The 25,578-nt window shown below is 60.0% G+C and carries 26 protein-coding genes; 12 read left to right on the top strand and 14 right to left on the bottom strand.

Features of this window, described 5'->3' with window-relative positions:
• Positions 1-45: 45 nt before the first annotated feature.
• On the bottom strand, positions 46-1,089 hold the full coding sequence (gene tsaD, locus ACHEXK_RS04595) for a tRNA (adenosine(37)-N6)-threonylcarbamoyltransferase complex transferase subunit TsaD (RefSeq protein ID WP_416548190.1): 1,044 nt from the start codon (positions 1,087-1,089) through the stop codon (positions 46-48).
• 88 nt (positions 1,090-1,177) lie between these two features.
• Between tsaD and ACHEXK_RS04590 the strand changes: the two genes are divergently transcribed.
• Both ACHEXK_RS04590 and cobA read left to right on the top strand, forming a co-directional pair.
• Entirely contained in the window at positions 1,178-1,867 is a 690-nt protein-coding gene (locus tag ACHEXK_RS04590; protein WP_416548189.1) for a substrate-binding domain-containing protein, read from the top strand.
• A gap of 150 nt (positions 1,868-2,017) precedes the next feature.
• Positions 2,018-2,797, top strand: coding sequence for a uroporphyrinogen-III C-methyltransferase (cobA, locus tag ACHEXK_RS04585; RefSeq protein WP_416548188.1), 780 nt, complete (start codon positions 2,018-2,020; stop codon positions 2,795-2,797).
• 2 nt (positions 2,798-2,799) lie between these two features.
• Here cobA and ACHEXK_RS04580 read toward each other — a convergent pair whose 3' ends face one another.
• Positions 2,800-3,129 (bottom strand): CcdB family protein, encoded by a 330-nt coding sequence (locus tag ACHEXK_RS04580; RefSeq protein ID WP_416548187.1) that lies wholly within the window; start codon positions 3,127-3,129, stop codon positions 2,800-2,802.
• A gap of 18 nt (positions 3,130-3,147) precedes the next feature.
• Positions 3,148-3,393 carry a type II toxin-antitoxin system CcdA family antitoxin gene (locus ACHEXK_RS04575; RefSeq protein ID WP_416548186.1) on the bottom strand — a complete coding sequence of 82 codons (246 nt, stop codon included), beginning with the start codon at positions 3,391-3,393 and terminating at the stop codon, positions 3,148-3,150.
• A 79-nt stretch (positions 3,394-3,472) separates the two neighbouring features.
• Between ACHEXK_RS04575 and ACHEXK_RS04570 the strand changes: the two genes are divergently transcribed.
• The 3 genes from ACHEXK_RS04570 to ACHEXK_RS04560 all read left to right on the top strand — a co-directional run bounded on the left by ACHEXK_RS04570 (position 3,473) and on the right by ACHEXK_RS04560 (position 5,633).
• Entirely contained in the window at positions 3,473-4,711 is a 1,239-nt protein-coding gene (locus ACHEXK_RS04570) for an NAD(P)/FAD-dependent oxidoreductase (RefSeq protein ID WP_416548185.1), read from the top strand.
• A gap of 153 nt (positions 4,712-4,864) precedes the next feature.
• Complete coding sequence (gene rpsU, locus ACHEXK_RS04565) at positions 4,865-5,077, top strand: 30S ribosomal protein S21 (protein ID WP_019428257.1); 213 nt, start codon at positions 4,865-4,867, stop codon at positions 5,075-5,077.
• A 109-nt stretch (positions 5,078-5,186) separates the two neighbouring features.
• Positions 5,187-5,633: a GatB/YqeY domain-containing protein gene (locus tag ACHEXK_RS04560; RefSeq protein ID WP_416548184.1), complete on the top strand. Its 447-nt coding sequence runs from the start codon at positions 5,187-5,189 to the stop codon at positions 5,631-5,633.
• Positions 5,634-5,658: 25 nt separating this feature from the next.
• On the opposite strand, the gene ACHEXK_RS04555 is transcribed toward ACHEXK_RS04560, so the two are convergent.
• A complete protein-coding gene (locus ACHEXK_RS04555; protein ID WP_416548183.1) occupies positions 5,659-6,549 on the bottom strand; it encodes a DMT family transporter in 891 nt (296 codons plus the stop codon).
• Positions 6,550-6,562: 13 nt separating this feature from the next.
• The gene (gene pmbA / locus ACHEXK_RS04550; protein WP_416548182.1) at positions 6,563-8,077 is read right to left on the bottom strand and encodes a metalloprotease PmbA; all 1,515 of its coding nucleotides are present in this window, start codon (positions 8,075-8,077) and stop codon (positions 6,563-6,565) included.
• Here pmbA and yjgA point away from each other — a divergent pair.
• From yjgA to rpoD, 3 genes are all read left to right on the top strand, one after another.
• Complete coding sequence (gene yjgA / locus ACHEXK_RS04545) at positions 8,076-8,735, top strand: ribosome biogenesis factor YjgA (RefSeq protein WP_416548181.1); 660 nt, start codon at positions 8,076-8,078, stop codon at positions 8,733-8,735. The genes pmbA and yjgA overlap by 2 nt on opposite strands.
• Positions 8,728-9,330 (top strand): molybdopterin adenylyltransferase, encoded by a 603-nt coding sequence (gene mog / locus ACHEXK_RS04540; RefSeq protein WP_416548180.1) that lies wholly within the window; start codon positions 8,728-8,730, stop codon positions 9,328-9,330. Before yjgA ends, mog begins: the two co-directional genes overlap by 8 nt.
• A 270-nt stretch (positions 9,331-9,600) precedes the next feature.
• Positions 9,601-12,123 carry an RNA polymerase sigma factor RpoD gene (gene rpoD / locus ACHEXK_RS04535; RefSeq protein ID WP_416548179.1) on the top strand — a complete coding sequence of 841 codons (2,523 nt, stop codon included), beginning with the start codon at positions 9,601-9,603 and terminating at the stop codon, positions 12,121-12,123.
• Between the two features lie 70 nt (positions 12,124-12,193).
• Here rpoD and ACHEXK_RS04530 read toward each other — a convergent pair whose 3' ends face one another.
• The 3 genes from ACHEXK_RS04530 to paaZ form a co-directional block, all read right to left on the bottom strand.
• Entirely contained in the window at positions 12,194-13,552 is a 1,359-nt protein-coding gene (locus ACHEXK_RS04530; protein WP_416548178.1) for a hypothetical protein, read from the bottom strand.
• 229 nt (positions 13,553-13,781) lie between these two features.
• Positions 13,782-14,186: a YkgJ family cysteine cluster protein gene (locus ACHEXK_RS04525; RefSeq protein ID WP_416548177.1), complete on the bottom strand. Its 405-nt coding sequence runs from the start codon at positions 14,184-14,186 to the stop codon at positions 13,782-13,784.
• Positions 14,187-14,211: 25 nt separating this feature from the next.
• The gene (gene paaZ / locus ACHEXK_RS04520) at positions 14,212-16,257 is read right to left on the bottom strand and encodes a phenylacetic acid degradation bifunctional protein PaaZ (RefSeq protein ID WP_416548176.1); all 2,046 of its coding nucleotides are present in this window, start codon (positions 16,255-16,257) and stop codon (positions 14,212-14,214) included.
• Between the two features lie 210 nt (positions 16,258-16,467).
• Here paaZ and ACHEXK_RS04515 point away from each other — a divergent pair, with 210 nt between their 5' ends.
• From ACHEXK_RS04515 to maiA, 4 genes are read left to right on the top strand one after another with little or no spacing between them, the layout of a single operon-like run.
• Complete coding sequence (locus ACHEXK_RS04515; protein ID WP_416548175.1) at positions 16,468-17,679, top strand: 3-hydroxybenzoate 6-monooxygenase; 1,212 nt, start codon at positions 16,468-16,470, stop codon at positions 17,677-17,679.
• Positions 17,680-17,695: 16 nt separating this feature from the next.
• A complete protein-coding gene (locus ACHEXK_RS04510) occupies positions 17,696-18,733 on the top strand; it encodes a cupin domain-containing protein (RefSeq protein ID WP_416548174.1) in 1,038 nt (345 codons plus the stop codon).
• 20 nt (positions 18,734-18,753) lie between these two features.
• The gene (locus ACHEXK_RS04505) at positions 18,754-19,455 is read left to right on the top strand and encodes a fumarylacetoacetate hydrolase family protein (protein WP_416548173.1); all 702 of its coding nucleotides are present in this window, start codon (positions 18,754-18,756) and stop codon (positions 19,453-19,455) included.
• Between the two features lie 4 nt (positions 19,456-19,459).
• Positions 19,460-20,095: a maleylacetoacetate isomerase gene (gene maiA, locus ACHEXK_RS04500; RefSeq protein WP_416548172.1), complete on the top strand. Its 636-nt coding sequence runs from the start codon at positions 19,460-19,462 to the stop codon at positions 20,093-20,095.
• A 66-nt stretch (positions 20,096-20,161) separates the two neighbouring features.
• Here maiA and ACHEXK_RS04495 read toward each other — a convergent pair whose 3' ends face one another.
• The 6 genes from ACHEXK_RS04495 to ACHEXK_RS04470 all read right to left on the bottom strand — a co-directional run bounded on the left by ACHEXK_RS04495 (position 20,162) and on the right by ACHEXK_RS04470 (position 25,490).
• Entirely contained in the window at positions 20,162-21,166 is a 1,005-nt protein-coding gene (locus ACHEXK_RS04495; protein WP_416548171.1) for an aldo/keto reductase, read from the bottom strand.
• A gap of 133 nt (positions 21,167-21,299) precedes the next feature.
• On the bottom strand, positions 21,300-22,181 hold the full coding sequence (locus tag ACHEXK_RS04490) for a sugar phosphate isomerase/epimerase family protein (RefSeq protein WP_416548170.1): 882 nt from the start codon (positions 22,179-22,181) through the stop codon (positions 21,300-21,302).
• A gap of 8 nt (positions 22,182-22,189) precedes the next feature.
• Positions 22,190-23,065: a 4-hydroxyphenylpyruvate dioxygenase gene (locus ACHEXK_RS04485; RefSeq protein ID WP_416548169.1), complete on the bottom strand. Its 876-nt coding sequence runs from the start codon at positions 23,063-23,065 to the stop codon at positions 22,190-22,192.
• 41 nt (positions 23,066-23,106) lie between these two features.
• Positions 23,107-23,940 (bottom strand): shikimate dehydrogenase family protein, encoded by an 834-nt coding sequence (locus tag ACHEXK_RS04480; protein ID WP_416548168.1) that lies wholly within the window; start codon positions 23,938-23,940, stop codon positions 23,107-23,109.
• Positions 23,941-23,957: 17 nt separating this feature from the next.
• Positions 23,958-24,398, bottom strand: coding sequence for a type II 3-dehydroquinate dehydratase (gene aroQ / locus ACHEXK_RS04475; protein WP_416548167.1), 441 nt, complete (start codon positions 24,396-24,398; stop codon positions 23,958-23,960).
• Positions 24,399-24,494: 96 nt separating this feature from the next.
• Complete coding sequence (locus tag ACHEXK_RS04470) at positions 24,495-25,490, bottom strand: TRAP transporter substrate-binding protein (protein WP_416548166.1); 996 nt, start codon at positions 25,488-25,490, stop codon at positions 24,495-24,497.
• Positions 25,491-25,578 lie beyond the last annotated feature (88 nt).

Below are 25,578 nucleotides of genomic sequence, written 5' to 3'. Positions count from 1 at the left end.
CTCACGCGGGTTAGGCCTGAAAGTCGGGCAGTTTAACGGCTCGGCTTAAACCAGTTCATGCAAAGGCCAGCGCGGCTTGACGTCGAAGCTGTAACGCGCTTCGGCCACTTGTGCACCTGACTGCAAACGCATGGCAGCGGCCATGGCGATCATGGCGCCGTTGTCGGTGCACAGGTGAAGCTCGGGGTAGTGCACACGCACTCCAGCTTTGACACAGGCCGCATTGAGCTGGGCCCGCAGTTCACGGTTGGCCCCCACACCACCGGCCACCACGAGGCGCTTCATGCCCGTGGCCTTGAGGGCGTTCATGGACTTCTTGACCAACACCTCCACGATGGCCGCCTGTGTGGATGCAGCCAGGTCAGCCCGCTCGATGGCGCCCTCGGTGTGCGCGGCAGCGCCGATCTTTTGGCTTTGCGTGAGCACCGCGGTCTTGAGGCCTGCAAAAGAAAAATCAAAGTCGCCGCTGTGCAGCAGGGGGCGCGGCAACTTGTACGCGTGAGGGTTACCCTGCTCGGCCAAGCGCGACAAGCCCGGTCCACCGGGATAGGGCAGGCCCATGAGCTTGGCTGACTTGTCAAAGGCTTCGCCAGCGGCGTCGTCGATGGTTTCGCCCAACAACGCATAGCGACCGACGCCGTCCACCCGCATCAGTTGGGTGTGCCCCCCCGAGACCAGCAAGGCGATGAACGGAAACTCCGGTGGATCGGCACTCAAAAACGGCGACAGCAAATGGCCCTCTAAATGGTGCACGCCCAGCACAGGCTTGCCCAATGAAGCCGCCAGCGCACAGGCCACGCCCGAACCCACCAACAGCGCCCCGGCCAGACCCGGCCCGCGCGTGTAGGCCACCACATCCACATCGGCCAAGGTGCGTCCTGCATCGGCCATGACCTGGCGCGTGAGTGGCAGCACCCGGCGGATGTGGTCGCGGCTGGCCAGCTCGGGCACCACGCCGCCATAGGCCTGGTGCATCTCGATCTGGCTGTAGAGCGCGTGGGACAAGAGACGCGGCAAAGCCTCGCCGGTGGTTTCGACCAAGGCCACACCCGTCTCGTCGCAAGAAGATTCGATACCCAGAATTTGCATAACAGCTAGTTTAAGCGGGGCATGGGTGCTGGCATGGGGCTTGGCCATAATCATTGGCTCGAAGACCCACCACTTCAAAGCCCACACCATGACCACACTGCGACTGATTTCCTCGATGGCCACCAAAGCACTGCTGGCCGATTTGGGGGCGCTTTACACAGCGCATGTCCCGAGCATTCACATCCAACTGGAGTCGGTCGGCGGCGTGGATGCGGCCCACCGCGTGCAAGCGGGCGAAGCCTTTGACGGTGTGGTACTGGCCAGCGACGCCATCGACAAACTGATGGCCAGCGGCCATGTGCTGGCGGGCAGCCGCGCCGACTTGGTGCGCTCGGGCGTCGCCGTGGCCGTGCCCGCAGGGCAGCCCTTGCCCGACATTTCCACCGAAGCCGCACTTCTGGCCGCCGTCCTGGCCGCACCCACGCTGGGTTATTCCACTGGCCCGAGTGGCGTGCAACTGGCCAAACAGTTTGAAGCCTGGGGCATCGCCGAACACATCAAAGACCGCATCGTTCAAGCCAAACCGGGGGTGCCCGTTGGCACTTTGGTGGCGCAAGGGGAAGTGGCGCTGGGCTTTCAGCAACTGAGCGAAATGCGGGGCGTCCCGGGCATCACCGTTGTGGGCGGCTTACCTCAGGCGGTGGAGATCATCACCACATTTTCAGGCAGCGTGGCGGCCACCAGCACGCAACCTGAGGCGGTCCAGGCTTTGTGGGCATTTTGGAGATCCGCGGCCTGCACCGCCTTGAAATTGCAGCACGGCATGCAAGCCGCCTGATTGTTGGCAGCGCTGTCAGTCCAAGGCCCTGGGTCTGGGTCTGGGTCTGGGTCTGGGTCATTCAACTTATTTCAAATATGTATTTGTGAGCAGCATCTATAGATTGGAAAATTGGAAGCATTCCACTTTGCTTCGATCCATCGACTTGCCATGACCGTTATGTCTGCCCCACGCTGCACCTTGGTCGGTGCCGGCCCCGGTGATCCGGAACTGCTCACCCTGAAAGCTGTCAAAGCGATTGCCAACGCCACCCTGCTGCTGGTGGATGACTTGGTCAACGATGCCGTACTGGCGCATGCCTCACCTCAGGCACGCATCATCCATGTGGGCAAGCGCGGCGGCTGCCAAAGCACCCCCCAAGCCTTCATCAACAAAATGATGATCCATGCCGTGCAAGAGGGTGAACAGGTGGTTCGCCTCAAAGGCGGCGACCCCTTCATCTTCGGCCGGGGCGGCGAAGAGGTGGAGCACCTGCGTGCCGCTGGCATTGAGGTGGAGGTGGTCAACGGCATCACCGCCGGTCTGGCGGGTTTGTCCAGTTTGGGCGCGCCCCTGACCCACCGCCAACACGCCCACGGTGTGGTGATGGTGACCGGTCATGCCCAACCCGGCGACATCGGCACCGACTGGGTGCAATTGGCGACCACGGCACGCCAAGCCAAACTGACGCTGGTGATTTACATGGGCGTGAGCAGCCTGGCGCACATCAGCCACGGTTTGCTGCAAGGCCTGCCCGCCCACACCCCCGTGGCCGTGGTGCAGCACGCCAGCTTGCCGACACAGCGCGAAGCCTTGACCACGCTGGGTGAACTGGCGCAGACCGTGCAGCGTGAACAGCTGCAAAGCCCCAGCATCATCGTGGTGGGCGATGTGGTGCAGGGCGCGCGGGCGTGGGCAGCTCTTCCAAAACGCTCGCAAAAAGCCGCCTGAGTTCAGCCCCAGCTGCGCGTCAACAGCTCATCGAGGGCATCGGCGATCACCTGCCCCTGATCGGCCAGACTGCTCACACAAGGACCGAGCTGCTCGCTGGACACAGACACCATGTCCAGCGGGTGCAGCACCAAGGTATGCCCCTGAATATTGAACACCGGATTCATGCGGGTGCCCACTACTTTGGCCCCTGCTGGCAAGGACGAGCGCAGCACCAGTGGCACCACGACCCGGCGACGGTAGCCGTCGAACAGCGAAGACTGCACCAGCACCACCAAGGGAACCGTCTCGCGCATCGGGCCAGGGTTCAGGTGAACGTCGTATTGCGGCATGAATGACTCCGATGCGGCTTACAGCGTGGAATGCCCGTCTGCGTATGAACCAGAAGCGTCGTACAGGGCATTCCACTCGGCCACGGCCCGCTGCGCCTGCTCACGGTGCTGCTGGCGTGCCAGCCGTTCAGACACCACATACGCCTGCAGCATGTCTTCAACCTTGGCGGAAAGGTTGCCGCAATACGCGCGGGCCTCTTGCACCAGCGCTTCGTTGAGCGAGAGGTTGACAGGCTTTTTGGCGGGGGTTTCAAAAGCAGACATGGCGCAGGCTCCTTTTGTGCTTCTTTGGTGCGCATTGTATGCGCATGATCAGCTGGCAAGCCCGCTAAACTCTCACCCCATGAAGACATGGGATGTGGTGATCGTGGGCGCCGGGGCTGCCGGTTTGTTTTGTGCGGGCGTGGCGGGCCAGCGCGGGTTGAAGGTGCTGGTCATCGACCACAGCGACAAGATCGCCGAAAAAATCCGTATTTCGGGCGGCGGGCGCTGCAACTTCACCAACCGCCTGCTGGATGCATCCGCACCGCAAAAGCATTTCATCAGCCAGAACCCGCACTTTTGCCGCTCAGCGCTGTCGCGCTACACGCCGCAAGATTTCATCGATCTGGTGCAAAAACATGGCATCGCCTTCCACGAAAAACACAAGGGTCAGTTGTTCTGTGACCACTCGGCCGAAGACATCATCCGCATGCTGCTGGCCGAATGCCAAGCCGGTGGCGTGACCCTCCGCACCGGCTGCAGCGTAAAAACCGTGCAGGTGACCACCGAAGACAAGCCGCATTACACGCTTGAAACCAATCAAGGCACAATTCAGACCGCAACACTGGTGGTGGCAACGGGCGGTCTGTCCATCCCCAAAATCGGCGCCAGCGACTGGGGTTACCGCATCGCCAGCCAGTTTGGATTGCGCCTGGTCGAGCGCCGCCCCGGCCTGGTGCCGCTCACCTTTGACGGCGAGGCTTGGGCGGCTTACGCCCAGTTGGCTGGGCTGGCGCTGCCTGTGGGCATCGAGACGGGGGACAAAAAGACCCGCATGCACTTTGACGAAGACCTGCTGTTCACACACCGGGGCCTGTCCGGGCCAGGCGTGTTGCAAATCTCGAGCTACTGGCAAGAAGGCACCCCAATTCGCCTGAACCTTGCGCCAAACATCAACCTGCCAGAGCGCTTGCAAGAAGCCAAATTGCGCTCCAAAAAACTGCTGAGCAACGAGCTGGCGACCCTGGTGCCCAGCCGATTGGCCGAAGCTTGGGTGAACCAAGAGCCGGCCTTGCAACGCACCGCCGCCGAGGTGCCCGACAAAGCCCTGAACAAACTGGCCGACGCACTGTCCAACTGGTCGCTGACCCCCACAGGCAGCGAAGGCTACAAAAAAGCCGAAGTCACCCTGGGCGGGGTCGATACCCGCGACGTGTCCTCGCAAACCATGGAATCCAAACAGTCCGGGCTGTACTTCATCGGCGAAGTGATCGACGTCACCGGTTGGCTGGGCGGCTACAACTTCCAATGGGCCTGGGCCAGCGGCCAGGCTTGTGCTGTCGCGCTGGCCGCGCGCTTGGCGAACCCACCCGAGCCGTGAAAACACCTGGATTCGGGGCTATAATCTCAGGCTTTGCTGGCAAACCCCCGTCTGCCAAATACTAGTTCGTGACGGGGAACCGCCGAAACTGGGTTTCAAGGGCCCGATCTCCCTTGCTTCCGCAGCCGGCACATTTTTGGAAACTTTGATTCAATGACCACCATCCGCGTGAAAGAAAACGAGCCGTTTGACGTCGCCCTGCGTCGCTTCAAGCGCACCATCGAAAAACTCGGTCTGTTGACAGACTTGCGCGCCCGCGAGTTCTACGAAAAGCCAACCACCGAGCGCAAGCGCAAGAAATCGGCCGCTGTGAAGCGCCACTACAAGCGCGTGCGCAGCATGCAATTGCCCAAGAAGATGTATTGATCTTCTGTTTTGTATGACCTGCGAAGGTCTGCAAACAAGCCCGCTGGAGGACGCTCAGGCGGGCTTTTTCATTGATGCCTCTCCACTTTTGAACCACCAGGAGCCTCTCATGAGCCTGAAAGAACAGATCACCGAAGACATGAAAACCGCCATGCGTGCCAAAGACGCAGAGCGCCTGGGCACCATCCGCTTGCTGCTGTCGGCCATGAAGCAAAAAGAGGTGGACGAGCGCATTGAACTGGACGACGTGGCCGTGGTGGCCATCGTGGACAAGCTGATCAAGCAGCGCAAAGACTCGATCGCTGCCTTCGAGCAAGCCGCCCGTCAGGACTTGGCCGATAAGGAAAAGGCCGAAATGGCCGTGCTGCTGGCCTACCTGCCCGCACGCATGTCGGCCCAAGAAGTGACAGCGGCGGTGCAATCCATCGTTGCGGAGCTGGGTGCCAAAGGGCCCGGCGACATGGGCAAAGTGATGGGTGCTGTGAAGGCCAAACTGGCTGGCAAGGCCGATATGGGCCAGGTCTCGGCTGCCGTCAAAGCGGCGCTGGCGGGCTGAAAGGTCTGCCCCCTGATCCCGGCGATCAGGCGCCAAGGATCAAGGCCGAGCCCAACACCGCCAAGGCAGCCCCACCCCAAGCCCCCCAGGCCGGGCTGCGGCGGTAGACCCCCCACAGCAGCGGCAACAGCAAGATGGGGGTGAGCGACGAGAAAATCCCCACCAAATTCGCCTGACCGGTTTTCAAGGCCTGCAAGATCAAGGTCATGCCCAAGGCCATGGCGACAGCAGCACTGGCCCAAGTGTTCCACAGGGTTTTCAGCGCCAACGGATTTTGCACGCGTGCCACCTGCGCGCCGGCCCAAAGCAGCACCAAATGGGCCGAGAAACTGGCCGATGTGCGCACCGCCGAGGCGGCCACGGCATCCACACCCGAAGTCATCAAGGGCTTGATCATCAAAGTGGCGACCGATTGGCACACCGCGGCCAACAGGCCAAGCAAGACACCTGTCATCAAATTGCCCTGTGTGTGTTCCCAGGCATGCGTCTCACTCTCGCGGCGCCCCCAAACAATGGCCACCATCACCCCACCCACCAACAAACTGCCGCCGACCAAAGTCCAGCCCCAGAGGGTTTCGCCCAAAAACAACCAGGCCAGTACAGTGGAAAAAATGGCATGTGTGGCAAACAGCACCCCGCTGCGGCGCGGTCCCAGCCGGTTCATGCAGGCAAACAACGCTGTGTCACCAATGAAAATGCCGATGAAACCCGACAGCGCCAACCAAGCAACGTCAGTCGCATGCAGCGAGCGCCATTGCCCAGTGAACAAGGCCAGCGCCCAAAGCAGGGTCAATGCAAAAAACAAACGCCAACGCGTGAACGCAAAAGCCCCCATCTGACTGGCCGCTGCAGCAGAAAACAAACTGCCCACCGCCCACGACAAGGCCGCCAGCGCGGCAAGGAGTTCAGCCGACATGGCGCAGCACAGCTCAGCTGCCTGCCAGCTTCATGCGGTTGACCAAGATGGAGCCGGTGGTTTTGGCGCCCATGTTGTAGGTGTCCGAACCCACAGCTTCAATGCCCATGAGCATGTCCTTGAGGTTGCCTGCAATGGTGATCTCGTGCACGGGGTAGGCAATTTCGCCGTTCTCCACCCAAAAGCCACTGGCGCCGCGTGAATAGTCTCCTGTCACATAGTTCACGCCCTGCCCCATCAACTCGATCACAAACAAGCCCGTCCCCAGCTTTTGCAGCATGGCGTCCAAGTCGTCTGTCGACTGCGTCAGGCGCGAAGTCAGTGTCAGATTGTGCGAACCGCCCGCATTGCCCGTGGTCTTCATGCCGAGCTTTCGCGCCGAATAGCTGCTCAAAAAGTAGCCCTCCACGCGCCCCCCTTTGACCACTTTGCGGGGTGCAGCGCGCACGCCTTCGTCGTCAAAAGGCGAGCTGCCTTTACCGCGCAAAATGAAAGGATCCTCTTCGATGTCGATGTGTTTGGGGAACACCTTTTTGCCGAGCGAGTCCAGCAAAAAGCTGCTCTTGCGGTACAAGGCACCGCCGCTCACCGCCTGCACGAAACCGCCCAACAAGCCAGCGGCCACGGGCGACTCGAACAGCACCGGGCATTCGGTGGTGGCGATCTTGCGCGCACCCAGGCGTGACAAAGCGCGTTCGGCGGCGTAGCGCCCCACAGCTTCGGGCGAAGCCAATTCGTCGGCCGAACGCATGGAGGTGTACCAAGCATCGCGCTGCATTTCGGCGTTGCGTCCGGGCAGTTTGGCAATGGGCGCGACCGACACGCTGTGGCGCGAGCTGGCATAACCGCCACGGAAGCCGTGGGTGTGGGCGCTGAAAAAATGGCTTTGCTGGGCCGAGACAGCCGCACCATCGCTGTTGGTGATGCGGCGGCTGGTTTTCAGGGCTGCTGCTTCGCATTGAAGCGCCAACTTGGCCGCTTCTTCGCTGTTGATGGCCCAGGGATGAAACAAATCCAGATCACGCTGCTCGGTTTCAATGTCGGCCTCGTCGGGCAAACCCGCCGTCGGGTCTTCGGCGGTGAAACGGGCGATGTCGTACGCCGCTTGCACGGTGCGCTCGATAGCGGCTGTGGAAAAGTCCGAAGTGCTGGCATTGCCCCGGCGATGGTCCACATACACCGTCACACCCAAGGACTTGTCGCGGTTGCGCTCCACGTTTTCCAACTCGCCTTTGCGCACACTCACGGACAGACCACAACCTTCAGAGGCCTCAGCGCCCGCGTTGGTGGCACCCAGCTTTTTGGCATGGTTCAAGGCAATGTCAACCAGCGCCTCAAAATGGTCACGCGAGTAACTGAAGCCGTCATGCGCTTGCGATGAGGAGGCATGGACAGAGGCGTTTTTTTTCACGGAACTTTTCACGGGAAGGGTCTCGAAAAGAATGGCGGGCGCCGGGCCCGCAGTGGCCGCTATGATACTTGCCACCCAGCCCCTGCGCTGCTCCAGAGAACGAGTTCCCCCAGTCATGTCCCGTAAACCCAAAAAAGGCTATTTCGTCCGTGGTCAATTTGTTGCCGAAGGCAGCGAACTCGACCTGGAGTACAAGCGCGAGCTCAAAGGCGGTTTCGATGGCCCCAGCCGCACCGAACTCAAGCGCGAAAGCACCGAACTGCAAGAACTCGGCACCCATTTGCTCACCCTGCGCAAAGACCTCATGGAAAGCCTGAGCTTGCCCGACAAGTTGGTGGATGGCCTGGCAGAAGCCAAGCGCATCACCAACTTTGAGGGCAAGCGCCGGCAGATGCAATTCATCGGCAAGCAAATGCGCCTGCTCAGCCCCGAAACCCTGCAGGCCGTGCGTGAAGCGCTCGACATCCAGCGCTTGGGCAGCGCCAAAGACACGCAGGCCTTGCACTTGGCCGAAGTCTGGCGCGATCGCCTGATCGCCGACGATGCGGCGGTGGGCGAATGGATTGCAAATTTCCCGCAAACCGACATCCAACAGTTGCGCGCCCTGGTGCGCCAAGCCCGCAAAGATGCAACGCCGGTCAGCCAAGCTGCGGTCTCGCCAGGTTTGGCACCCCGACAAGGCCGCGCATTCCGCGAGCTGTTCAAGTTGCTGCGCAGTGTGCTCACGGACGGCGCAAGTGACAACAACCCCGACGAGGAAACTGAAGATGAGTGAGTCTGACTTTGAACCGGTCAAAATTGGCATCGTGTCTGTCAGCGACAGGGCCAGCACCGGCGTCTATGAAGACAAGGGGCTCCCAGCCCTTCAAGCGTGGCTCTCACGGGCCCTGTACAACCCCATCCACTTCGAGCCACGCCTGATTCCGGACGAAAAAGACCGCATCAGCGCCACCCTGATTGAACTGGTCGATAAGGGCTGCAACTTGGTGCTGACCACCGGCGGCACCGGTCCTGCTTTGCGCGATGTGACCCCCGAGGCCACACTGGCCGTGGCCGACAAGGAAATGCCCGGCTTTGGCGAGCAAATGCGTCAGATCAGCCTCCAATTCGTGCCGACCGCGATTCTTTCGCGTCAAGTGGCGGTGATCCGCGGCCAAAGTCTGATCATCAACCTGCCCGGCCAACCCAAATCGATTGCCGAGACGCTGGAAGGCCTGAAAGACGCCAATGGTCAAACTGTGGTGCACGGCATTTTTGCTGCGGTACCTTATTGCATCGATTTGCTCGGTGGCCCTTACATGGAAAGCCGTGACGATGTTTGCAAGGCGTTCCGACCTAAATCGGCCGCGCGGCCTGCCCATCACCGTTGATGGTCACCTGACTTCGGTATAATCAATTTTTTTTCGGCAAGAGCGACAGCAGCACCTCCGGCTAGACCAACGCCATCAGCGCGACACCCCCATGTGGGTCGGTCACCGTTCCGCAAGGACTGCACACCAAATGTTCGCCCACCATCTTGCCATTGCAGATTTGACGCCCATATAAGGCGTTCGTCTGTGTCTCAACCCACGCCCGCGCCGGGATGTATTTGGCGCTGACTGTGTCCGTTTCCTTGTCTGTTTTGATGTTCCGAGGTGTTCATGCCTGCTCAAAAGTCGAAGAAGCCTGCCCAGGCCGCTGCCAAAGCCAAACCCGTTGCCAAGACCGCTGTTGCCAAAAAAGCCCCCGCGCCCGTCGCCAAGCCCAAAGCAACAAGCCCAGTGCTTGCCAAAACACCCGCCAAGAAAACCACTGACGTGGTGAGCAAGGCCAAGGTGTCTGCCAAAGTCGCAGCCCAACCGGCAGCGAAACCGGCAGCCCCAGCAACACCTGGCAAAGTCAAAGCAACGGCGAGCCCGGCCTCTCTTGCCAAGCCTGTGAAGAAAGCCGCACCTGTGCCCGCTAAGAAATCTGAAGTAGCCGATCCCAAAACCACCGCCAAAGCCAAAGAGGCTGTGGCCGAAGTGGAGGTCAAGAAACCCGCCAAGGCCGCCAAAGCGGCTGCAGCCGAGGACAAAAAACCTGCTGCCAAAAAACCGGTGACCGGTGCCAAGCGCGGTCCCAAGAAAAAGGGCAGCATTGCCGAGCCGAGTCTGGAAGACGAACTGGATATCGAGGCTGACCTGGAAGGCGAACCTGTCGTCGACGCAGGCTCGGATTCGACCGAAAAGGTCAAGCCATTGCGCATGAAGATCAGCAAGGCCAAAGAACGCGCCTTGATGAAGGAATTTGGCCTGGACGAAACCGTCCTGACCGAAGCCGAGATGAAGCAGCGCCGCGACCGCCTGAAGGCCCTGATCAAGCTGGGCAAAACCCGCGGTTACCTCACCAACGGCGAGATCAGCGACCACTTGCCCGACAAGCTGGTCGATGCGGAAACCCTGGAAGTGGTGATCGCCACCCTGAACGACTTGGGTGTCGCGGTGTACGAGCAAACGCCCGACGCCGAAAGCCTGATCATCACCGACAACGCGCCCACCGGCTCGACCGAAGAGGAAGCCGAAGAAGCCGCCGAAGCCGCTTTGTCCACCGTGGACAGCGAATTCGGCCGCACCACCGACCCCGTGCGCATGTACATGCGCGAAATGGGCACTGTGGAACTGCTGACCCGTGAAGGTGAGATTGAAATCGCCAAGCGCATCGAAGGCGGCTTGATGGACATGATGGCCGCGATCAGCGCGTCCCCTGCCACCATCGCCGAAATCTTGCGCATGGCCAATGAAATCCGTGAAGGCAAGGTTGTGATCTCCACCGTGGTGGACGGTTTCGCCAACTTGAACGAAGCCGACGACTACGTGGCCGAAGAAGACTTTGACGAGTTCGACGAAGCCGACGACGACGACGGCAAAGGCGGCTCCAAAGCCCTGACCAAGAAACTTGAAGAGCTGAAGAATCAGGCCCTTGAGCGCTTTGACCGCATCACCGAGTACTTTGAAAAAGTGCACAAGGTGTATGACAAAGAAGGCTGGGGCACGCCGGCTTACATCAAGGTGCAATCGGCGCTGTCCGAAGAGTTGATGACCATCCGCTTCACGGCCAAGACCATCGAAAAATTGTGCGACATGGTGCGCGGCCAGGTCGACGACGTGCGCAAAAAAGAGCGTGAACTGCGCCGCATCATTGTGGACAAATGCGGCTACCCGCAAGAGCAGTTCATCGCTGACTTCAGTGGCCGTGACAAAAACGGCAAACGCGTGGAGTCGCAATTGCTCAACCTCAAATGGATTGAGAAACAAGCCGCAGCCGGCAAGAGCTGGAGCGCCGTCATGGGCCGCAACATCCCGCCTGTGCAAGACCTGCAGCAAAAGCTGATGGATTTGCAATCGCAAGTGGTGGTGCCGCTCGATGAGCTCAAAGACATCAACAAGCGCATGAACGCGGGTGAGCGCTCGTCACGCGATGCCAAGAAAGAGATGATCGAGGCCAACTTGCGCTTGGTGATCTCCATCGCCAAGAAGTACACCAACCGCGGCCTGCAATTCCTCGACTTGATCCAGGAAGGCAACATCGGTTTGATGAAGGCGGTGGACAAGTTCGAATACCGCCGTGGCTACAAGTTCTCGACCTACGCGACTTGGTGGATCCGTCAGGCCATCACCCGCTCGATTGCGGACCAGGCCCGCACGATCCGCATCCCGGTGCACATGATCGAGACGATCAACAAGATGAACCGCATCTCGCGCCAGCACTTGCAGGAATTCGGCTTTGAACCCGATGCCTCGATCCTCGCGGAGAAGATGGAAATCCCGGAAGACAAGATCCGCAAGATCATGAAGATCGCCAAAGAGCCGATCTCGATGGAAACACCGATCGGTGACGACGACGACAGCCACCTGGGCGACTTCATTGAAGACAGCACGCACACCGCACCCATCGATGCGGCGCTGCAAGCTGGCTTGCGCGACGTGGTCAAAGACATTCTGGACAGCCTCACGCCCCGCGAAGCCAAAGTGCTGCGCATGCGTTTCGGCATCGAGATGTCCACCGACCACACGCTGGAAGAAGTGGGCAAGCAGTTCGATGTGACACGCGAGCGCATTCGCCAGATCGAAGCCAAGGCGCTGCGCAAGCTCAAGCACCCCAGCCGCTCGGACAAGCTGCGCAGTTTCATCGACACGATGTAAACCGAGCGGTCTGCAAAAAACAAAGCCTCCTTGCTGCAAAGCAAGGAGGCTTTTTCGTGGCTTGGAAGGCTCAGACCGTGCGGAACATCTCAGCGCGGCGCGCAAACACCTCGACCATGGCATGGCGCAGACCTTGCACCATCTGAGGATCGGTTTGAGCGAGCAAGTCCTCTGCGCTGAGTTTGCCAGCAAAGAAGCTGCGCGCTTGGTCCAGCAGCTGCAAGCTGGCGGGTATGCCCAAGGACTTGACCAAATAACTGGCCACTGGGGAATGCCGTGTGTCGTGCACCGACTCGGCCGATCGCCCTGTTTCCAGCAAATCCATCACGATTTCTTCTTGTCGATTTTGGGCCTGGTAGGGCTTGGCGATTTGCGGCAGGTAATTTTCAAATTGAATTGGAAAATCCATCTTGCCCGGCAATTTACCCATGATCGAGGACAAAGAAACTTCCTCACCCAAACTCAAGGAAAGCGACTCCAACAAGGTGATGGACACCAATTTGAGACGCAAATAAAGCCGCGCCACTTCCAGATTGCGCAAGGTCAAATCCAGTCGGCGCTGATGCTCTTCATTCGAGGGCTCATCCGCAAACTGTCGGAACACAGCGGCCGGTTGCAAGAAGCCCAAGAAGCCTTCCATTTTTTGCAAGGAGATGCGGTAGCCCTTCACAGTGTACGTGTTGGTGCTGACCAAATCATGGTTGGTCTCGGGGATCAAGTTCCAAGTGTTGTTCAAGAACTCGGAGGGGTGTTCACTGGCGAAATTGCCGATGTCACGGTTGGCCACCCTCACCCCCATCAGGATGGTGTCCAAACAGGCGGCATCGTCCAGACCCAATGCATGGTCTTGGTTGGCCTGTTTCAAGCGCTCCAGCAAGATTTGTGAACAATTCCGACCATCGGGCTGCGGGCCTCGGAAAGGCACAGTCGCCTCAATGCATGTGGCAATTTGTGCGCACACGGATTTGGACAGAATGCCCTCCAAGACACGCACAGCCAGCAAGGCACTGAGAAATTCATTGAGCCCCGCAAATGGCGACAAAACCTGTCCTCGGGCAAACCCAAAAAGTGTCATCACCAACTCGAGGTCATCCGCTGGTGCGCTCTCCATAGGATCGATCACCAGACCTTTATCAGTCTCTCGGACGTAAGGCGCGACATACCGCGCCAAATTCACATGGATACCTGAATCGACTTGGGCATACACGAGGTCATGGAAAAGGGCCGCGACCACTTCCACCGGCGTTCCGCCTGCGCCCACCTCAAAGATGTGTTCTGGGGTGTGGAAAGAGCGCCAAGGCCCCGTCATCGACTGAATGATCAAGTCAGCGATGCTCGCCAAGCGAGGCGATGCAGAGTCCCCCCCCAGGGCTGCCACTGCGCTTTGCAGCTCAGCATGACATTTGGAGATGTAATGTTGTGGGTCCATGGGATCTGTTACCTGGTGATGTTTGGGCCATTTTAGCTTTGCTGGGGTAAGTACCGTCCCAGGGTCTGCTCAGCATGCAAACGGGAGGATCGCGCCTTGAGCCATCGCGAGCTGTTTGTAGCCGTGGCTTGACAAGCCCATCCTGGTCATCCGCCTCTGGGCGAGACAGCGGTGTTGAACTCCCCAAACGCGTCAAATGGCAAAATCAGATCACCCGCGGTGATCGGCATCATCGCGACTGCGCCTTGTTCCCATACGGGCAATGGTTGGGGCGAGGCCCCACTTGCGGGTGCAAGCGGCAGGTATTGGGCCGTTTGTCGTACACCGTGCAACGGCGCGTCTTGGCATCAAGCAAATGGCAGTCACCACTGGCGCGACGGGCCAAACTGAAGATGCTGTTTTTGAAATTGAAGTGGTCAATCAAGCCCGCTTTGCTCAGGCGTTTGGCGATCTGCTTGGGGTCATCGTGCTCGGCCTCAAACGGATCGACCATGCCCAAGCGCACCAAATCGGCCATCTTGACCTCGACCGGCATGGTGCAGCAATTGGCCGCACAGGTGTCGCACAAACCCGCTTTGTAGCGGGTCCAAGTGTCACAACGGTCAACGTCCACAACAGCAATGGGTGATCTCATGTCCAGGATTATCCCCGTTTGTGCCTTAGCCCTTCTTGGCCACCAGCGTCAGGATGTCGTAGCTGGCCACGACTTCCCCCAGCTGGTTGGTGACTTCCACGTCCCAGGCCACCACGCCTTGGCCCACGCCCTTGGCATCTTGCTTGTTGCGGTCGATCTTGCGTTTAGCCGTCAGGCGCGCCTGGATGGTGTCGCCTATGCCCACCGGCTTGACAAAGCGCAGGGTGTCGAGGCCATAGTTGGCCAGCACCGGACCGGGCGCGGGTGAAACGAACAAGCCCGCAGCGGCCGACAACACAAAGTAGCCGTGTGCGATGCGCTTGCCAAAGGGGGAATCCTTGGCCGCGATTTCGTCAAAGTGCATGTAGAAATAGTCGCCCGACAGGCCCCCAAAGGCCACGATATCGGCCTCACCCACGGTGCGGCGGTGGGTCAGCAGGCTCTCGCCAATTTGCAACTCTTCGAAGTAACGACGGAAAGGGTGCACCTCGGTCTCGATCAACTTTGCGCCGCGCATGTACTCGCCCGTGACGGCGGCGATCATGGTGGGTGAGCCTTGCAGCGCAGTGCGCTGCATCAGGTGCTTGACGGCACGGATGCCGCCCAGTTCTTCCCCCCCGCCCGCACGACCGGGGCCGCCGTGTTTGAGGGGTGGCAGCGGCGAGCCGTGGCCGGTGGATTCGACGGCTGCTTCACGGTCGAGAATGTGCAAGCGGCCATGCAGGGCCGCCGCGACCGGGATCATGCGGGCAGCGGTTTGCGGGTCTTTGGTGACCAGTGTGCCCACCAAGCTGCCCTGGCCGCGCGCAGCCAGTTGCAAAGCTTCTTCAATGCCCTCATAAGGCATGAGCGTGCTGACCGGGCCGAAAGCCTCGACGTCGTGCACGCTGTCGGTCTGCAGGGGCTTGTGGCACAGCAGCAGCGTGGGCTGGAAAAAAGCGCCGTTGGCGACGCCCTCGCCCACCGGCGCGAAATCCTGACCGCCGCCAAACACGAGTTCAGCGCTCTGGCGCAACAAGGCCACGCGCTCGGCCACGTCAGATTGCTGAGCGTGCGATGCCAGTGCCCCCATCTTCACGCCCTCAACGGACGGGTCACCCACCACCACTTTGGCCAGACGGGCCTTGAGCTTTTCGGCCACCGCATCGAGGTGCTGGCGCGGCACGATGGCGCGGCGAATGGCTGTGCACTTCTGCCCGGCCTTGACCGTCATTTCGCGGGCGACTTCTTTCACAAACAGGTCGAACTCTTCGTCATCGGGCGTGACATCGGGTGCCAGGATGGCGCAGTTGAGCGAGTCGGCTTCGGCATTAAAAGGGATGCTGTGTTTGACCACGTTGGGGTGCACCCGCAACTTGGCGGCGGTGTCGGCCGAGCCGGTGAAGGTCACCACATCCTGTCCATTCAAGCGGTCGAGCAGGTCACCGGTGGAGCCAATCACCAGTTGCAGCGAGCCAGCGGGCAAGATGCCCGACTGCTCGACCAGTCGCACCATGGCCTCGGTCAGGTAGCTGGTCGACGAAGCCGGTTTGCCGATGCAAGGCATGCCCGCCAAAAAGCTGGGCGCGAATTTCTCCAGCAAGCCCCAGATGGGAAAATTGAACGCGTTGATGTGCACCGCAATGCCGCCGCGCGGCACCAAGATGTGGGTCCCTGCAAAACCGCCTTTTTTGCCCAGCGGGAACGCGGGGCCTTCATGGATCAGGTTGCCGCTGGGCAACTCGTTGCTGCCCATCCCGGCGTAGGCGAACAGCGTGCCCGCACCACCCTCGATGTCCACCCAGCTGTCGGCGCGCGTCGCCCCGGTGTGGGCCGAGATGGCGTAGAGCTGCTCCTTGTGCTCACCCAGGTACTTGGCCAGGGCCTTGAGGCGCTGGGCGCGCGCCTGGAAGTCCAATTTCATCAAGTTGGGCAGGCCCACGGTGCGCGCGTAGTGCACCGCGTCGCCAAATTCAATCCCTTCGGCATGGGTTTGGTAAATCGACTGGCCATTGATGGCGCTTTGCAAGTTGTGCGCGCCTTGCTGGCCGATCCATTGACCAGCGATGAAACTTTGCAGGACTTGGGACATGTGAAGACACTTTCTCTGAGGTTCAAACCCGGCATGGGCGCATTAACCAACCGAACGGTCGGCGAATTTTAGTCGGTTTGCTTGCCATGCCCAGCCCGGCTTTAACCTAGGGTTTTCACTCGGTCACATTGCCCGCTAAGAACACTTTGCAAAATTGATATGCATGCATATAATTCAATGACTTTTTCACCATCAGCTGTTGGAGTTCCTATGAGCACTGCATCGTCTCCAGTCCCCGTCCTCGTCGCGGGTGGTGGCATTGGCGGCTTGGCCGCCGCCCTGGCCCTGGTACGCCAGGGCTTTGAAGTCACCGTGCTGGAGCAAGCGCCCGAAATCGGCGAGATCGGTGCAGGCATACAACTCGGGCCTAACGCCTTTCACGCCTTTGACGCATTGGGCATTGGCGACAAAGCACGGGGCCGCGCCGTCTACACCGACCACATGGTCATGCACGACGCCATCGACGAATACCAGGTCGGAAAAATTCCCACAGACGAGAAGTTCCGCCAGCGCTTTGGCAACCCTTACGCCGTGATCCACCGAGCCGATGTGCATTTGTCCCTGCTCGAAGGTGCGCAAGAAACCGGGCAAGTGGCCTTTCACACCAACACACGTGTGGTGCGCATCGCGCAAGACGACGCAGGCGTGACCGTGTGGGACCAAAACGGCAACACTTTCCGCGGCTGCGCCCTGATCGGCGCGGACGGCGTGAAGTCGGTGGTGCGCGAGCAGTTTGTGGGCGACACGGCGCGCGTGACTGGCCATGTGGTGTACCGCGCGGTGGTGGATAAACAAGACTTTCCACAAGACCTGCAGTGGAACGCAGCAGCGATTTGGGTTGGGCCCAACTGCCATCTGGTGCATTACCCCCTGCGTGGTGGCGAACAGTACAACGTGGTCGTGACCTTCCACAGCCGCGAGCAAGAAGAATGGGGCGTCAAGGACGGCAGCAAAGAAGAAGTGCAGAGTTACTTCCAGGGCATCTGCCCCAAAGCCCGCCAGTTGATCGACCTGCCCAAAACCTGGAAGCGCTGGGCCACCGCCGACCGCGAGCCGATTGGCCAATGGACCTATGGCCGCGTGACCTTGCTGGGCGACGCCGCCCACCCCACCACCCAGTACATGGCGCAAGGCGCCTGCATGGCCATGGAAGACGCCGTCACATTGGGTCAAGCGCTGCGCGCGCACCACAATGACTGGCCTCAGGCATTGGACATGTACCAACGCGCCCGCGTGGCCCGCACCGCCCGCATCGTGCTGTCGAGCCGTGAGATGGGCCGCATCTACCACGCCAAGGGCGTGGAGCGGCTGGTGCGCAATGACCTCTGGCGCGGCCGCAGTCCCGAGCGCTTTTATGATGCGATGGAATGGCTGTACGGCTGGAACGTCAGCAACTGCCTCGATGCCGCTCAAAACACCTGATTGCCCGGAAAAAACCATGAATGACCTCGGCCGAATCGAAGACCTGCCCGCTGACTACGTGCAAGACCTGCGCCATGTGAACCTGGTGCCCCTGTGGCCCAGCTTGCGCGGGGTGCTGCCGCCCAAAGTGCCCACCCGCCAAACCCAGCCGACTTGCTGGGCTTACCAAGACATCAAGCCACTGCTGCTCAAAGCCGGAGAACTGACCCCGATCGAAAAAGCCGAGCGCCGCGTGCTGGTGCTGGCCAACCCAGGGCACGGCCTGGACAAAATGCAGGCCTCGGCCGCCATGTACCTGGGCATGCAACTGCTCATGCCTGGCGAATGGGCCCCCAGCCACCGCCACACGCCCAACGCGGTGCGCATGGTGGTGGAGGGTGAAGGCGCTTGGACGACCGTGGACGGCGAAAAATGCCCCATGAGCCGGGGCGACTTGATCCTCACACCCACCGGCCTGTGGCACGAACACGGCCACGACGGCACCGAGCCTGTGATCTGGCTCGACGTACTGGACCTGCCGCTGGTCTATTACATGGAAGCCAGTTACCACATCAACGGCGACCGACAATCCGTGGTGCCCGGACAAGGCGACAAGCAATACGCCCGTGGCGGCGTGGTGCCCTCACATGTGTTTGAGCGCAGCAAGAAGGCTTACCCCATGCTGCGCTACGCCTGGAAAGACGCCAAAGCCGCACTCGAATCACTGGCCGCCGACGATGCGGGTGTAGAACAAGTGCAAGTCACTTACACCAACCCCGAGACGGGTGGTGATGCCGAAAACATTTTGGGCTTTTACGCCCTCATGCTGCGACCCGGCCAGACCCTTCGCCTGCCTGCTCGCTCCCCCGCTCAAGTCTTCCATGTGATTGAAGGCGCGGTGCAGGCTCAGATTGTGGCCAGCACCTTCACTCTGGCCGAAGCCGACACCTGCTGCGCGCCTGGCTACGAGGCGGTGACGCTCAAAAACCTGAACGCCAGCCAGTCTGCGTTCGTGTTCATTGCCGACGAATCACCACTGCACCGCAAACTGGGCGTCTACGAGAACCGCGGCTGACCCACAACCCCCTTCGAACCATGACCTCCTACCTCTTCCCTCCCCCAGCCATCCAGTCCCTGCCCATTCGCGGCCAAACGGAGCGTTTCGCGATCAACCGCATCTTTTGCGTGGGCCGCAACTACCACGCACACGCGGTCGAAATGGGCCGCCCAGTCGACAAAAGCGTCGAGCAAGCGTTCTACTTCACCAAGTCGCCCCAGACCTTGGTGGAAAGCGGTGCCACAGTAGCCTACCCCCCCCGCACCCACAACTACCATTTTGAAATGGAACTGGTGCTGGCCATTGGCAAAGCCGGATTTCGCGTGAGCGAGGCCAACGCGCATGAGCTGGTCTATGGCTACGCCGCAGGCTTGGACATGACCCGCCGCGACCTGCAATTGGTCGCGCGTGACAAGGGCCGCCCTTGGGACACGGGCAAAGACATCGAACAAGGCTCGGTCTGCTCACACATCGTGCCCATGCCCGGTATGGTGATCGAGCGCGGCGCCATTGCACTCGAAGTCAACGGCAGCACAAAGCAGTCGTCCAACGTGGACAAGCTGATCTGGAACATCCGCGAAATCATCGCCGACCTGTCCACCTACTACCACCTGCAGCCCGGCGACCTGATCTACACCGGAACCCCAGAAGGCGTGGGTGCGGTCGTCACGGGCGACCACATCACCGGCCGTGTGGAAGGCGTGGCCGAGTTGGCCTTGACCATCGGCGCTGCGGAGTAAGACCATGAAGTTGTACAGTTTTTTTCGAAGCGGCACTTCTCACCGCCTGCGCATAGCCCTGAACCTCAAAGGCATCGCCACCGACTATGCAGCCATCGACCTGCGGGTGGATGAGCAACAAAAAGAGGCCTTCAAGGCCATCAACCCACAAGGCTTGGTGCCGGCCTTGGACACCGGCGAGCAGGTGATGATCCAGTCCCCGGCCATCATCGAGTGGCTGGAAGAAAAATACCCGACCCCCGCCTTGCTGCCCACAAGCGCAGAAGCGCGGGCCCATGTTCGAGCCCTGGCGGCCATGGTGGGTTGCGACATCCACCCGATCAATAACCGCCGCATTTTGCAAACCTTGCGCAAGCAGTTCGGTGCCGACGAAGCGGCGATCAACGCCTGGTGTGGCACTTGGATCAGCGACGGGTTTGACGCCTACGAGGCCTTGATCGCGGCCGACAAAACCCGCGGCCGATTCAGCTTTGGCGACACCCCCACCCTGGCCGATGTGTATTTGATCCCCCAGGTGGAAAGCGCGCGGCGTTTCAACGTGGACATGAGCCGTTGGCCCCTGATCAGTGGCATTGACCACGCTTGCGGTGAGCTCGATGCGTTCAAGCAGGCAGCGCCCCTGGCGCAACCCGATGCCTGATCAGGCGTTCCGCCCCTCCAAGGCGGAACGCGACGCGGGCGCTGCGCCCACAAGAAATTGGCCCGGTCAGGCGAAGGTCTCGGTATCGACTTCGCTGTTGGCCTGCGCGTTGTAGCGCTCGCCCACCACCGTGTTCTGGTTGATCAGCGCTTCCAATCGCGCCATGAAGGTCGGGTCCAGTTTCACATTGACCGAAGCCAAGTCATCCAGCAAATGGTCCACCGAGGTGGTGCCGGGAATGGGAATGATGTCATCCCCTTTGTGCAACAACCAAGCCAACGCCAACTGAGAGGGGCTACAGCCCGCCTCCTGGGCCAGCGCATGGTAGGCGGGCAACAGTTTCAAGTTGGCCGCGTAGTTTTCAGGATGGAAGCGGGGCATGCTGCGGCGGATGTCCTTCGCATCCAAGCCCGCAATGTCGAGTGCAGCGCCACACAAAAACCCCCTGGCCACAGGGCTGAAAGCCACAAAGGCCACGCCCAAGTCACGACAAGCTTGCAGCACCGCAATTTCGGGGTTGCGCGTCCACAAGGAGTATTCGGTTTGAACGGCGGCAATGGGGTGCACCGCATGCGCTTTGCGCAGCGTGCCCGCCGACACCTCGGACAAACCGATGGTTTGGATCTTGCCTTGCCGCACCAGATCACTCAAGGCGCCCACGCTGTCTTCGATGGGTACTTTCTTGTCCCAGCGATGCAGGTAATACACATCGATCACATCGGTCTGCAGACGGCGCAGTGCGTCTTCACACGTCTTTTTTATCGTCTCTGGGCGGCCGTCGATCACGCGGACCTTGCTGCCATCACTTTGTTCTACGCCTTGCATGCCGCATTTGCTGGCCAAGGTGAACCGTTGACGGTGTGGCTTCAAGACTTTGCCGACCAATGTTTCGTTGGCGCCAAAGCCGTACAAAGCGGCGGTATCAAAAAAGGTGACACCTTGGTCCAAGGCGGTCAACAAGACGCGCTCGGCTTGTACGGCCGACACGGGTGTGCCATAAGCGTGGCTGAGGTTCATGCAGCCCAGGCCGATGGCGCTGACGGAAAAAGAGGCCAATTGACGGTTTTTCATGCGCTGCATCATAGCCCGACCGAGTCAAGCTGTTCGGGTCTTCAAATCGATCAGAAAAACCCAGCAAACCCATGTATGAACACCTCATGGCAGCAGCCCTTTCGGCGCGAACCCACTGCCAAACTCAAGATGATCAGCTCTGTTGGCGGCTCCAAGCGGGCAGCGGCGCCGATTTGTGCAACACATCTTGGTGCAGCCACAAGGCACTCTGGCGTGCACGCGCGGCCACGGTCTCCAGGGGCAGCTGCTGGTAGTCGTCGTTGAACACCTCAAAACTGTAATCTCCCCGGTAGCCGATGCGATCGAGGCGCAAAACCAGATCGGCCAACTGCTCACTGTGCACGCCTTCGCCTGGAAACACCCGGAAAGTGCGCGCCGTTGTCATGCGCTCCTCGAAGGTGGGCGTTTCCTGCCACATGAAGTCCGACAGTTGGACCAAGAAAATTTTGGCCGGATCCAGCTCCTCGATGGGATCGAGCGGCGTTTTCGCTGCAAAGATGTGAAAAGAATCGATACCAATCCCTAAGTTGGGACAATCGGCACGGCACACCACGTCCCAACTGGTGGGGAATTCGTTGACGGTGCGGCCCCACGACAAGGCCTCATAAGCCACCTTGATGCCCAAGGGCACGGCCAGCATCGCCAGTTTTTTCAGATCCGCCGCAATGAGGTCCAAATCCTGCGTTGCGTGGCGCGAAGTGGACGAGCAGGCCAACAGGACTTGACTGCCCGTGGCGGCACACATCTCGAGCATGGACTTGGCGATGTCCAACTTGTAGCTGTGCAGGTGACCTGACAAGCCTTCAAAGTCACGCAGCACCTGAAACCCGGTGGGGCGCATGCCGCTTTGGCGCACGGCGTCCACTGCGGCCTTCACGCCACCCGGGTGCGTCACCAAATCGCGGGCCATGAGCATCACCTGGGAAAAACCAGCCCCTTTCATGGCGGCCAGCTTGGCCTCCAAGGTGCCGGCCATGGTGATGGTGTCCATGCCGTAACCGTCCAGCAAGTTCATGGCGCGGCTCACTGGTGGACGAGCTCAAAAGCCACCGAACCCAAAGTGGCGCGGGTCAATGCGCCCCGGTCCTCCGGGTGCAAGCGGGTGGATTCGACGAACTCCACGCCCCTGGCCTTGAGTGCCACCACGGCTTGGCCCACATCGGGCACGCCAAAACCGATGCGCTGCAAACACTCGGGGCCGTCGTCGGTGTCCATCCAAGGCTCAGGCTCAATCAATTGCCACAAGAAGGTGCCGCAAGGACTTTTCATCAGCTTGCCTTTGGGCAAGATGCCAAAGCGCTCATCGTCAGGGATGGCGGTGAAATCGAACATGTGTTCGTAGTAGGTCTGCCAATCGGCACTGCGAGCGGCACCGATGTACTGCACCACGCCAAAGTAGCTCATCCCCGCCAGAGCTGGCGGGTGGGGGTCGACGGTGGGAATCGGTTTGAAGTCAATGTCATAGATTGAAAACTCCTGCCAACGGTCCACAAAGTAGAAACGACTGCCGCCGGGACCATGGATGGCCGGGATGTGCAACTCCATGGCCTGCGCATGGCTGTCAACGCCCCAAGCGCCCAAGTCCAGGCAGCGTGTGTGCGCCTTGAGAGCGTCCTGCACCCGAAAGGCCACCGCCGACATCACAGGCTGACCGTCCACGGTGGCGCTGACCCGAGCGTCATCGGGGCTGGCGTTCACCACCAAGTTCATGCCGCCTTGCCTGTAGAGCGTGACTTCGCGAGAGCGGTGTCGAGCGATGGGGCGAAAGCCCATGCGCTCCAACACTTGGCCCAGCGCTTGTGGGCGGCTGGTGGCGTATTCAATGAACTCAATGCCCGCAATGCCCAGTCGGTTGGGCATTTCGGGGACAGCTTCGCGGTCAACTCTGTTCAGGGTCATCTCGGGTCTCCAGTTCGTCGCTCAGTTTCGACATTCAAGGCTCAATAACTCAAGCGGGCCAAGCGGCGCAAGACTTCGGCAGTGGTCGTCGGCAAGCCGAAAAACTCGAGATACGCCGGTATTTGTTCATACAGCATGTCCGCGCCCACTTGGGTGCGGCAGCCACGCGCCTGCGCTGCGGCCAAAAACGCTGTCGTCTCGGCTTTCATGACGACTTCACCCACAAACGTCTCAGGCGACAAGCGCGACACGTCCATGGGCAGCGGATCACCTTCATTCATGCCCATGGGGGTGGCGTTGACCACCAAGTCATGCGCTGCAGGATCGTTGCTGCCCGTGCGCACCTCGATCTGCGGGTAATGCGTTTGGAGGCGTTGGGCCAAGGCCTCACAGCCCTCGGTGTTGACATCGAACAAGCTGATGGCGGCAATGCCTGCACCGGCCAGCGAAGCGGCGATGGCGCAACCCACCCCGCCCGTGCCCACGACCAGCACACGCTTGGCTGTGAGATCAAAACCCTTGCGCTGCACCCCACGCACAAAACCAGCCCCGTCGAACATGTCACCCACCAGACGCCCATCGGGCAGGCGTTTGACCGCGTTGCAGGCGCCGGCGACCCGGACCGTGGCAGTCACCTCGTCCAGCAAACCCACCGTGCTGACCTTGTGCGGCATGGTGATCAAAGCGCCCCGAATGTTCTCCAAGGTGAACACCGACTTCAGAAAAGTCGGATAGTTCTCGCTTTGGCAACCCATGGGCACCACCACCGCATTGATACCCGACTCCTCAAAGTAGGGGTTGTAAATCATCGGCGACTTGAACGTGTGCGTGGGGTAACCGATGTGGGCGATGAGCTCGGTATGGCCGTTGATCATGGGGGCAAAAAATCCAATTATTTGGTTTGGGCGGCTGAAACGCCTGCACGCAGCGCCAGCAAATAGCTGTCCGCGCCAAAGCCGCAGATCTGGCCCTTCACAATTTCGGCCAAAACCGAGTGGTGACGGAATGCTTCGCGGGCATGGATATTGGACATGTGCAACTCCACGATGGGGCAAGTCAGCACAGCCAGAGCGTCGCGAATGGCGTAGCTGTAATGCGTCCAGGCACCCGCGTTGATCAGCACGGCATCGACATTGTCAAAGTAGGCTTGGTGAATGCGCTCGCACATGTCGCCTTCGTGGTTGGTCTGGTAGCACTCGACTTGCGCACCCAACTCGCGGCCCAGTGCATGCAAGCTGGCGTTGATTTCATCCAGCGTGATGGTGCCGTATTGCTGGGGATCACGTTTCCCAAACATGTTGTGGTTCACGCCATGCAACATCAAGACTTTCATGAGAACTCCAATAGAAAAAAGCTCTGGGTCAAAACCATTTGACCCAGAGTGTGTTGGGCCTTGAATCCGGCAAACCGGACCCGAGACCCATGGCCATTATTTGCGCAACTTGGCCAGCTCGGTCTGCAACTCGGCCACGGTGGCGGCGATCGGCTCACCATGCTTGGCAATCACAGGCTTCATCTTGTCACGCAAAATGGCCACTTCGGCAGCAGGCAATGTGGTCACTTGCATGCCATTTTTCTTCAGGTTGTCCAACAAACTGGCTTCCTGGGCACGGGCCTGGGTGCGCTGGAACTTGGACGACTCGGTCACGGCGTCGGAGACAATCTTCTTCTCAGCCGCAGACAAGGTGTCCCAGAACTTCTTGCTGATCACGACTGACTGTGGGTTGTACTGGTGACCCGTCAGAGCCAGGTGCTTTTGGACTTCGTAGAGCTTGGCACCGTTGATGGTGGCCACTGGATTTTCTTGTCCGTCCACGGCTTTCTGTTCCAGTGCAGCGTACAACTCAGGAAATGGCAGCGGTGTAGGGTTCGCACCCAAGGCCTTGACCCAATCCACGTTGATGGGGTTGGGGATGACGCGCAATTTCAAACCGTCGATGTCCGACACTTTGTTGATGGCACGGCGTCCATTGGTCAGGTTGCGAAAACCCAGCTCGTAGTAGCCCAGACCGACCAAGCCCTTCTCTTCCAGCTTGGCATGCATCTTCTTGCCGAAGGCGCCGTCCACCACAGCATCCGCTTCTTGACCACTGGCGAACATGAAGGGGAAATCAAAAACGGCAAAGTCTTTGACCTGCGAGGCGAAGATGCCCGAATTCATCGAGGCCATCTCCAAAGTACCGCCCTGAATGGCCGAGACGTTGGCTTGGTCACTGCCCAAGGCGCCCGCGGGGAACAGGTTGACCTTGAGTTTGCCGCCGGATTGCTTCTCGACGATCTCCTTGAACTTCTCCATGCCCTGGACGATGGGGTGGCCCGGCGCGTTCTGGTTGGCGAACTTGATGGTCCTGTCTTGCGCCGAGGCCACACCCATGGCGGCCAGCGCCACGGTGGCGATCAAGGACTTGATGAATACACGTTTCATGAAGGGTCTCCAGAATAAAGAAGGACGTACGCTGTGCATGAGAGGGATGGTCGTCAGGCGTACCCGATCAGACAACCACACCCGGGAA

Origin of the sequence: Limnohabitans sp. DCL3, from assembly GCF_048019295.1 — a bacterium.
GTDB lineage: Bacteria > Pseudomonadota > Gammaproteobacteria > Burkholderiales > Burkholderiaceae_C > Limnohabitans_A.
This window is presented reverse-complemented; position numbering and strand designations above follow the sequence as displayed.

Bases quoted from the DNA above. Each gene is read 5' to 3' on its own strand.
- tsaD (WP_416548190.1), bottom strand. From the start codon at position 1,089: ATGCAAATTCTGGGTATCGAATCTTCTTGCGACGAGACGGGTGTGGCC.
- ACHEXK_RS04590 (WP_416548189.1), top strand. From the start codon at position 1,178: ATGACCACACTGCGACTGATTTCCTCGATGGCCACCAAAGCACTGCTG.
- cobA (WP_416548188.1), top strand. From the start codon at position 2,018: ATGACCGTTATGTCTGCCCCACGCTGCACCTTGGTCGGTGCCGGCCCC.
- ACHEXK_RS04580 (WP_416548187.1), bottom strand. From the start codon at position 3,129: ATGCCGCAATACGACGTTCACCTGAACCCTGGCCCGATGCGCGAGACG.
- ACHEXK_RS04575 (WP_416548186.1), bottom strand. From the start codon at position 3,393: ATGTCTGCTTTTGAAACCCCCGCCAAAAAGCCTGTCAACCTCTCGCTC.
- ACHEXK_RS04570 (WP_416548185.1), top strand. From the start codon at position 3,473: ATGAAGACATGGGATGTGGTGATCGTGGGCGCCGGGGCTGCCGGTTTG.
- rpsU (WP_019428257.1), top strand. From the start codon at position 4,865: ATGACCACCATCCGCGTGAAAGAAAACGAGCCGTTTGACGTCGCCCTG.
- ACHEXK_RS04560 (WP_416548184.1), top strand. From the start codon at position 5,187: ATGAGCCTGAAAGAACAGATCACCGAAGACATGAAAACCGCCATGCGT.
- ACHEXK_RS04555 (WP_416548183.1), bottom strand. From the start codon at position 6,549: ATGTCGGCTGAACTCCTTGCCGCGCTGGCGGCCTTGTCGTGGGCGGTG.
- yjgA (WP_416548181.1), top strand. From the start codon at position 8,076: ATGTCCCGTAAACCCAAAAAAGGCTATTTCGTCCGTGGTCAATTTGTT.
- pmbA (WP_416548182.1), bottom strand. From the start codon at position 8,077: ATGACTGGGGGAACTCGTTCTCTGGAGCAGCGCAGGGGCTGGGTGGCA.
- mog (WP_416548180.1), top strand. From the start codon at position 8,728: ATGAGTGAGTCTGACTTTGAACCGGTCAAAATTGGCATCGTGTCTGTC.
- rpoD (WP_416548179.1), top strand. From the start codon at position 9,601: ATGCCTGCTCAAAAGTCGAAGAAGCCTGCCCAGGCCGCTGCCAAAGCC.
- ACHEXK_RS04530 (WP_416548178.1), bottom strand. From the start codon at position 13,552: ATGGACCCACAACATTACATCTCCAAATGTCATGCTGAGCTGCAAAGC.
- ACHEXK_RS04525 (WP_416548177.1), bottom strand. From the start codon at position 14,186: ATGAGATCACCCATTGCTGTTGTGGACGTTGACCGTTGTGACACTTGG.
- paaZ (WP_416548176.1), bottom strand. From the start codon at position 16,257: ATGTCCCAAGTCCTGCAAAGTTTCATCGCTGGTCAATGGATCGGCCAG.
- ACHEXK_RS04515 (WP_416548175.1), top strand. From the start codon at position 16,468: ATGAGCACTGCATCGTCTCCAGTCCCCGTCCTCGTCGCGGGTGGTGGC.
- ACHEXK_RS04510 (WP_416548174.1), top strand. From the start codon at position 17,696: ATGAATGACCTCGGCCGAATCGAAGACCTGCCCGCTGACTACGTGCAA.
- ACHEXK_RS04505 (WP_416548173.1), top strand. From the start codon at position 18,754: ATGACCTCCTACCTCTTCCCTCCCCCAGCCATCCAGTCCCTGCCCATT.
- maiA (WP_416548172.1), top strand. From the start codon at position 19,460: ATGAAGTTGTACAGTTTTTTTCGAAGCGGCACTTCTCACCGCCTGCGC.
- ACHEXK_RS04495 (WP_416548171.1), bottom strand. From the start codon at position 21,166: ATGAAAAACCGTCAATTGGCCTCTTTTTCCGTCAGCGCCATCGGCCTG.
- ACHEXK_RS04490 (WP_416548170.1), bottom strand. From the start codon at position 22,181: ATGAACTTGCTGGACGGTTACGGCATGGACACCATCACCATGGCCGGC.
- ACHEXK_RS04485 (WP_416548169.1), bottom strand. From the start codon at position 23,065: ATGACCCTGAACAGAGTTGACCGCGAAGCTGTCCCCGAAATGCCCAAC.
- ACHEXK_RS04480 (WP_416548168.1), bottom strand. From the start codon at position 23,940: ATGATCAACGGCCATACCGAGCTCATCGCCCACATCGGTTACCCCACG.
- aroQ (WP_416548167.1), bottom strand. From the start codon at position 24,398: ATGAAAGTCTTGATGTTGCATGGCGTGAACCACAACATGTTTGGGAAA.
- ACHEXK_RS04470 (WP_416548166.1), bottom strand. From the start codon at position 25,490: ATGAAACGTGTATTCATCAAGTCCTTGATCGCCACCGTGGCGCTGGCC.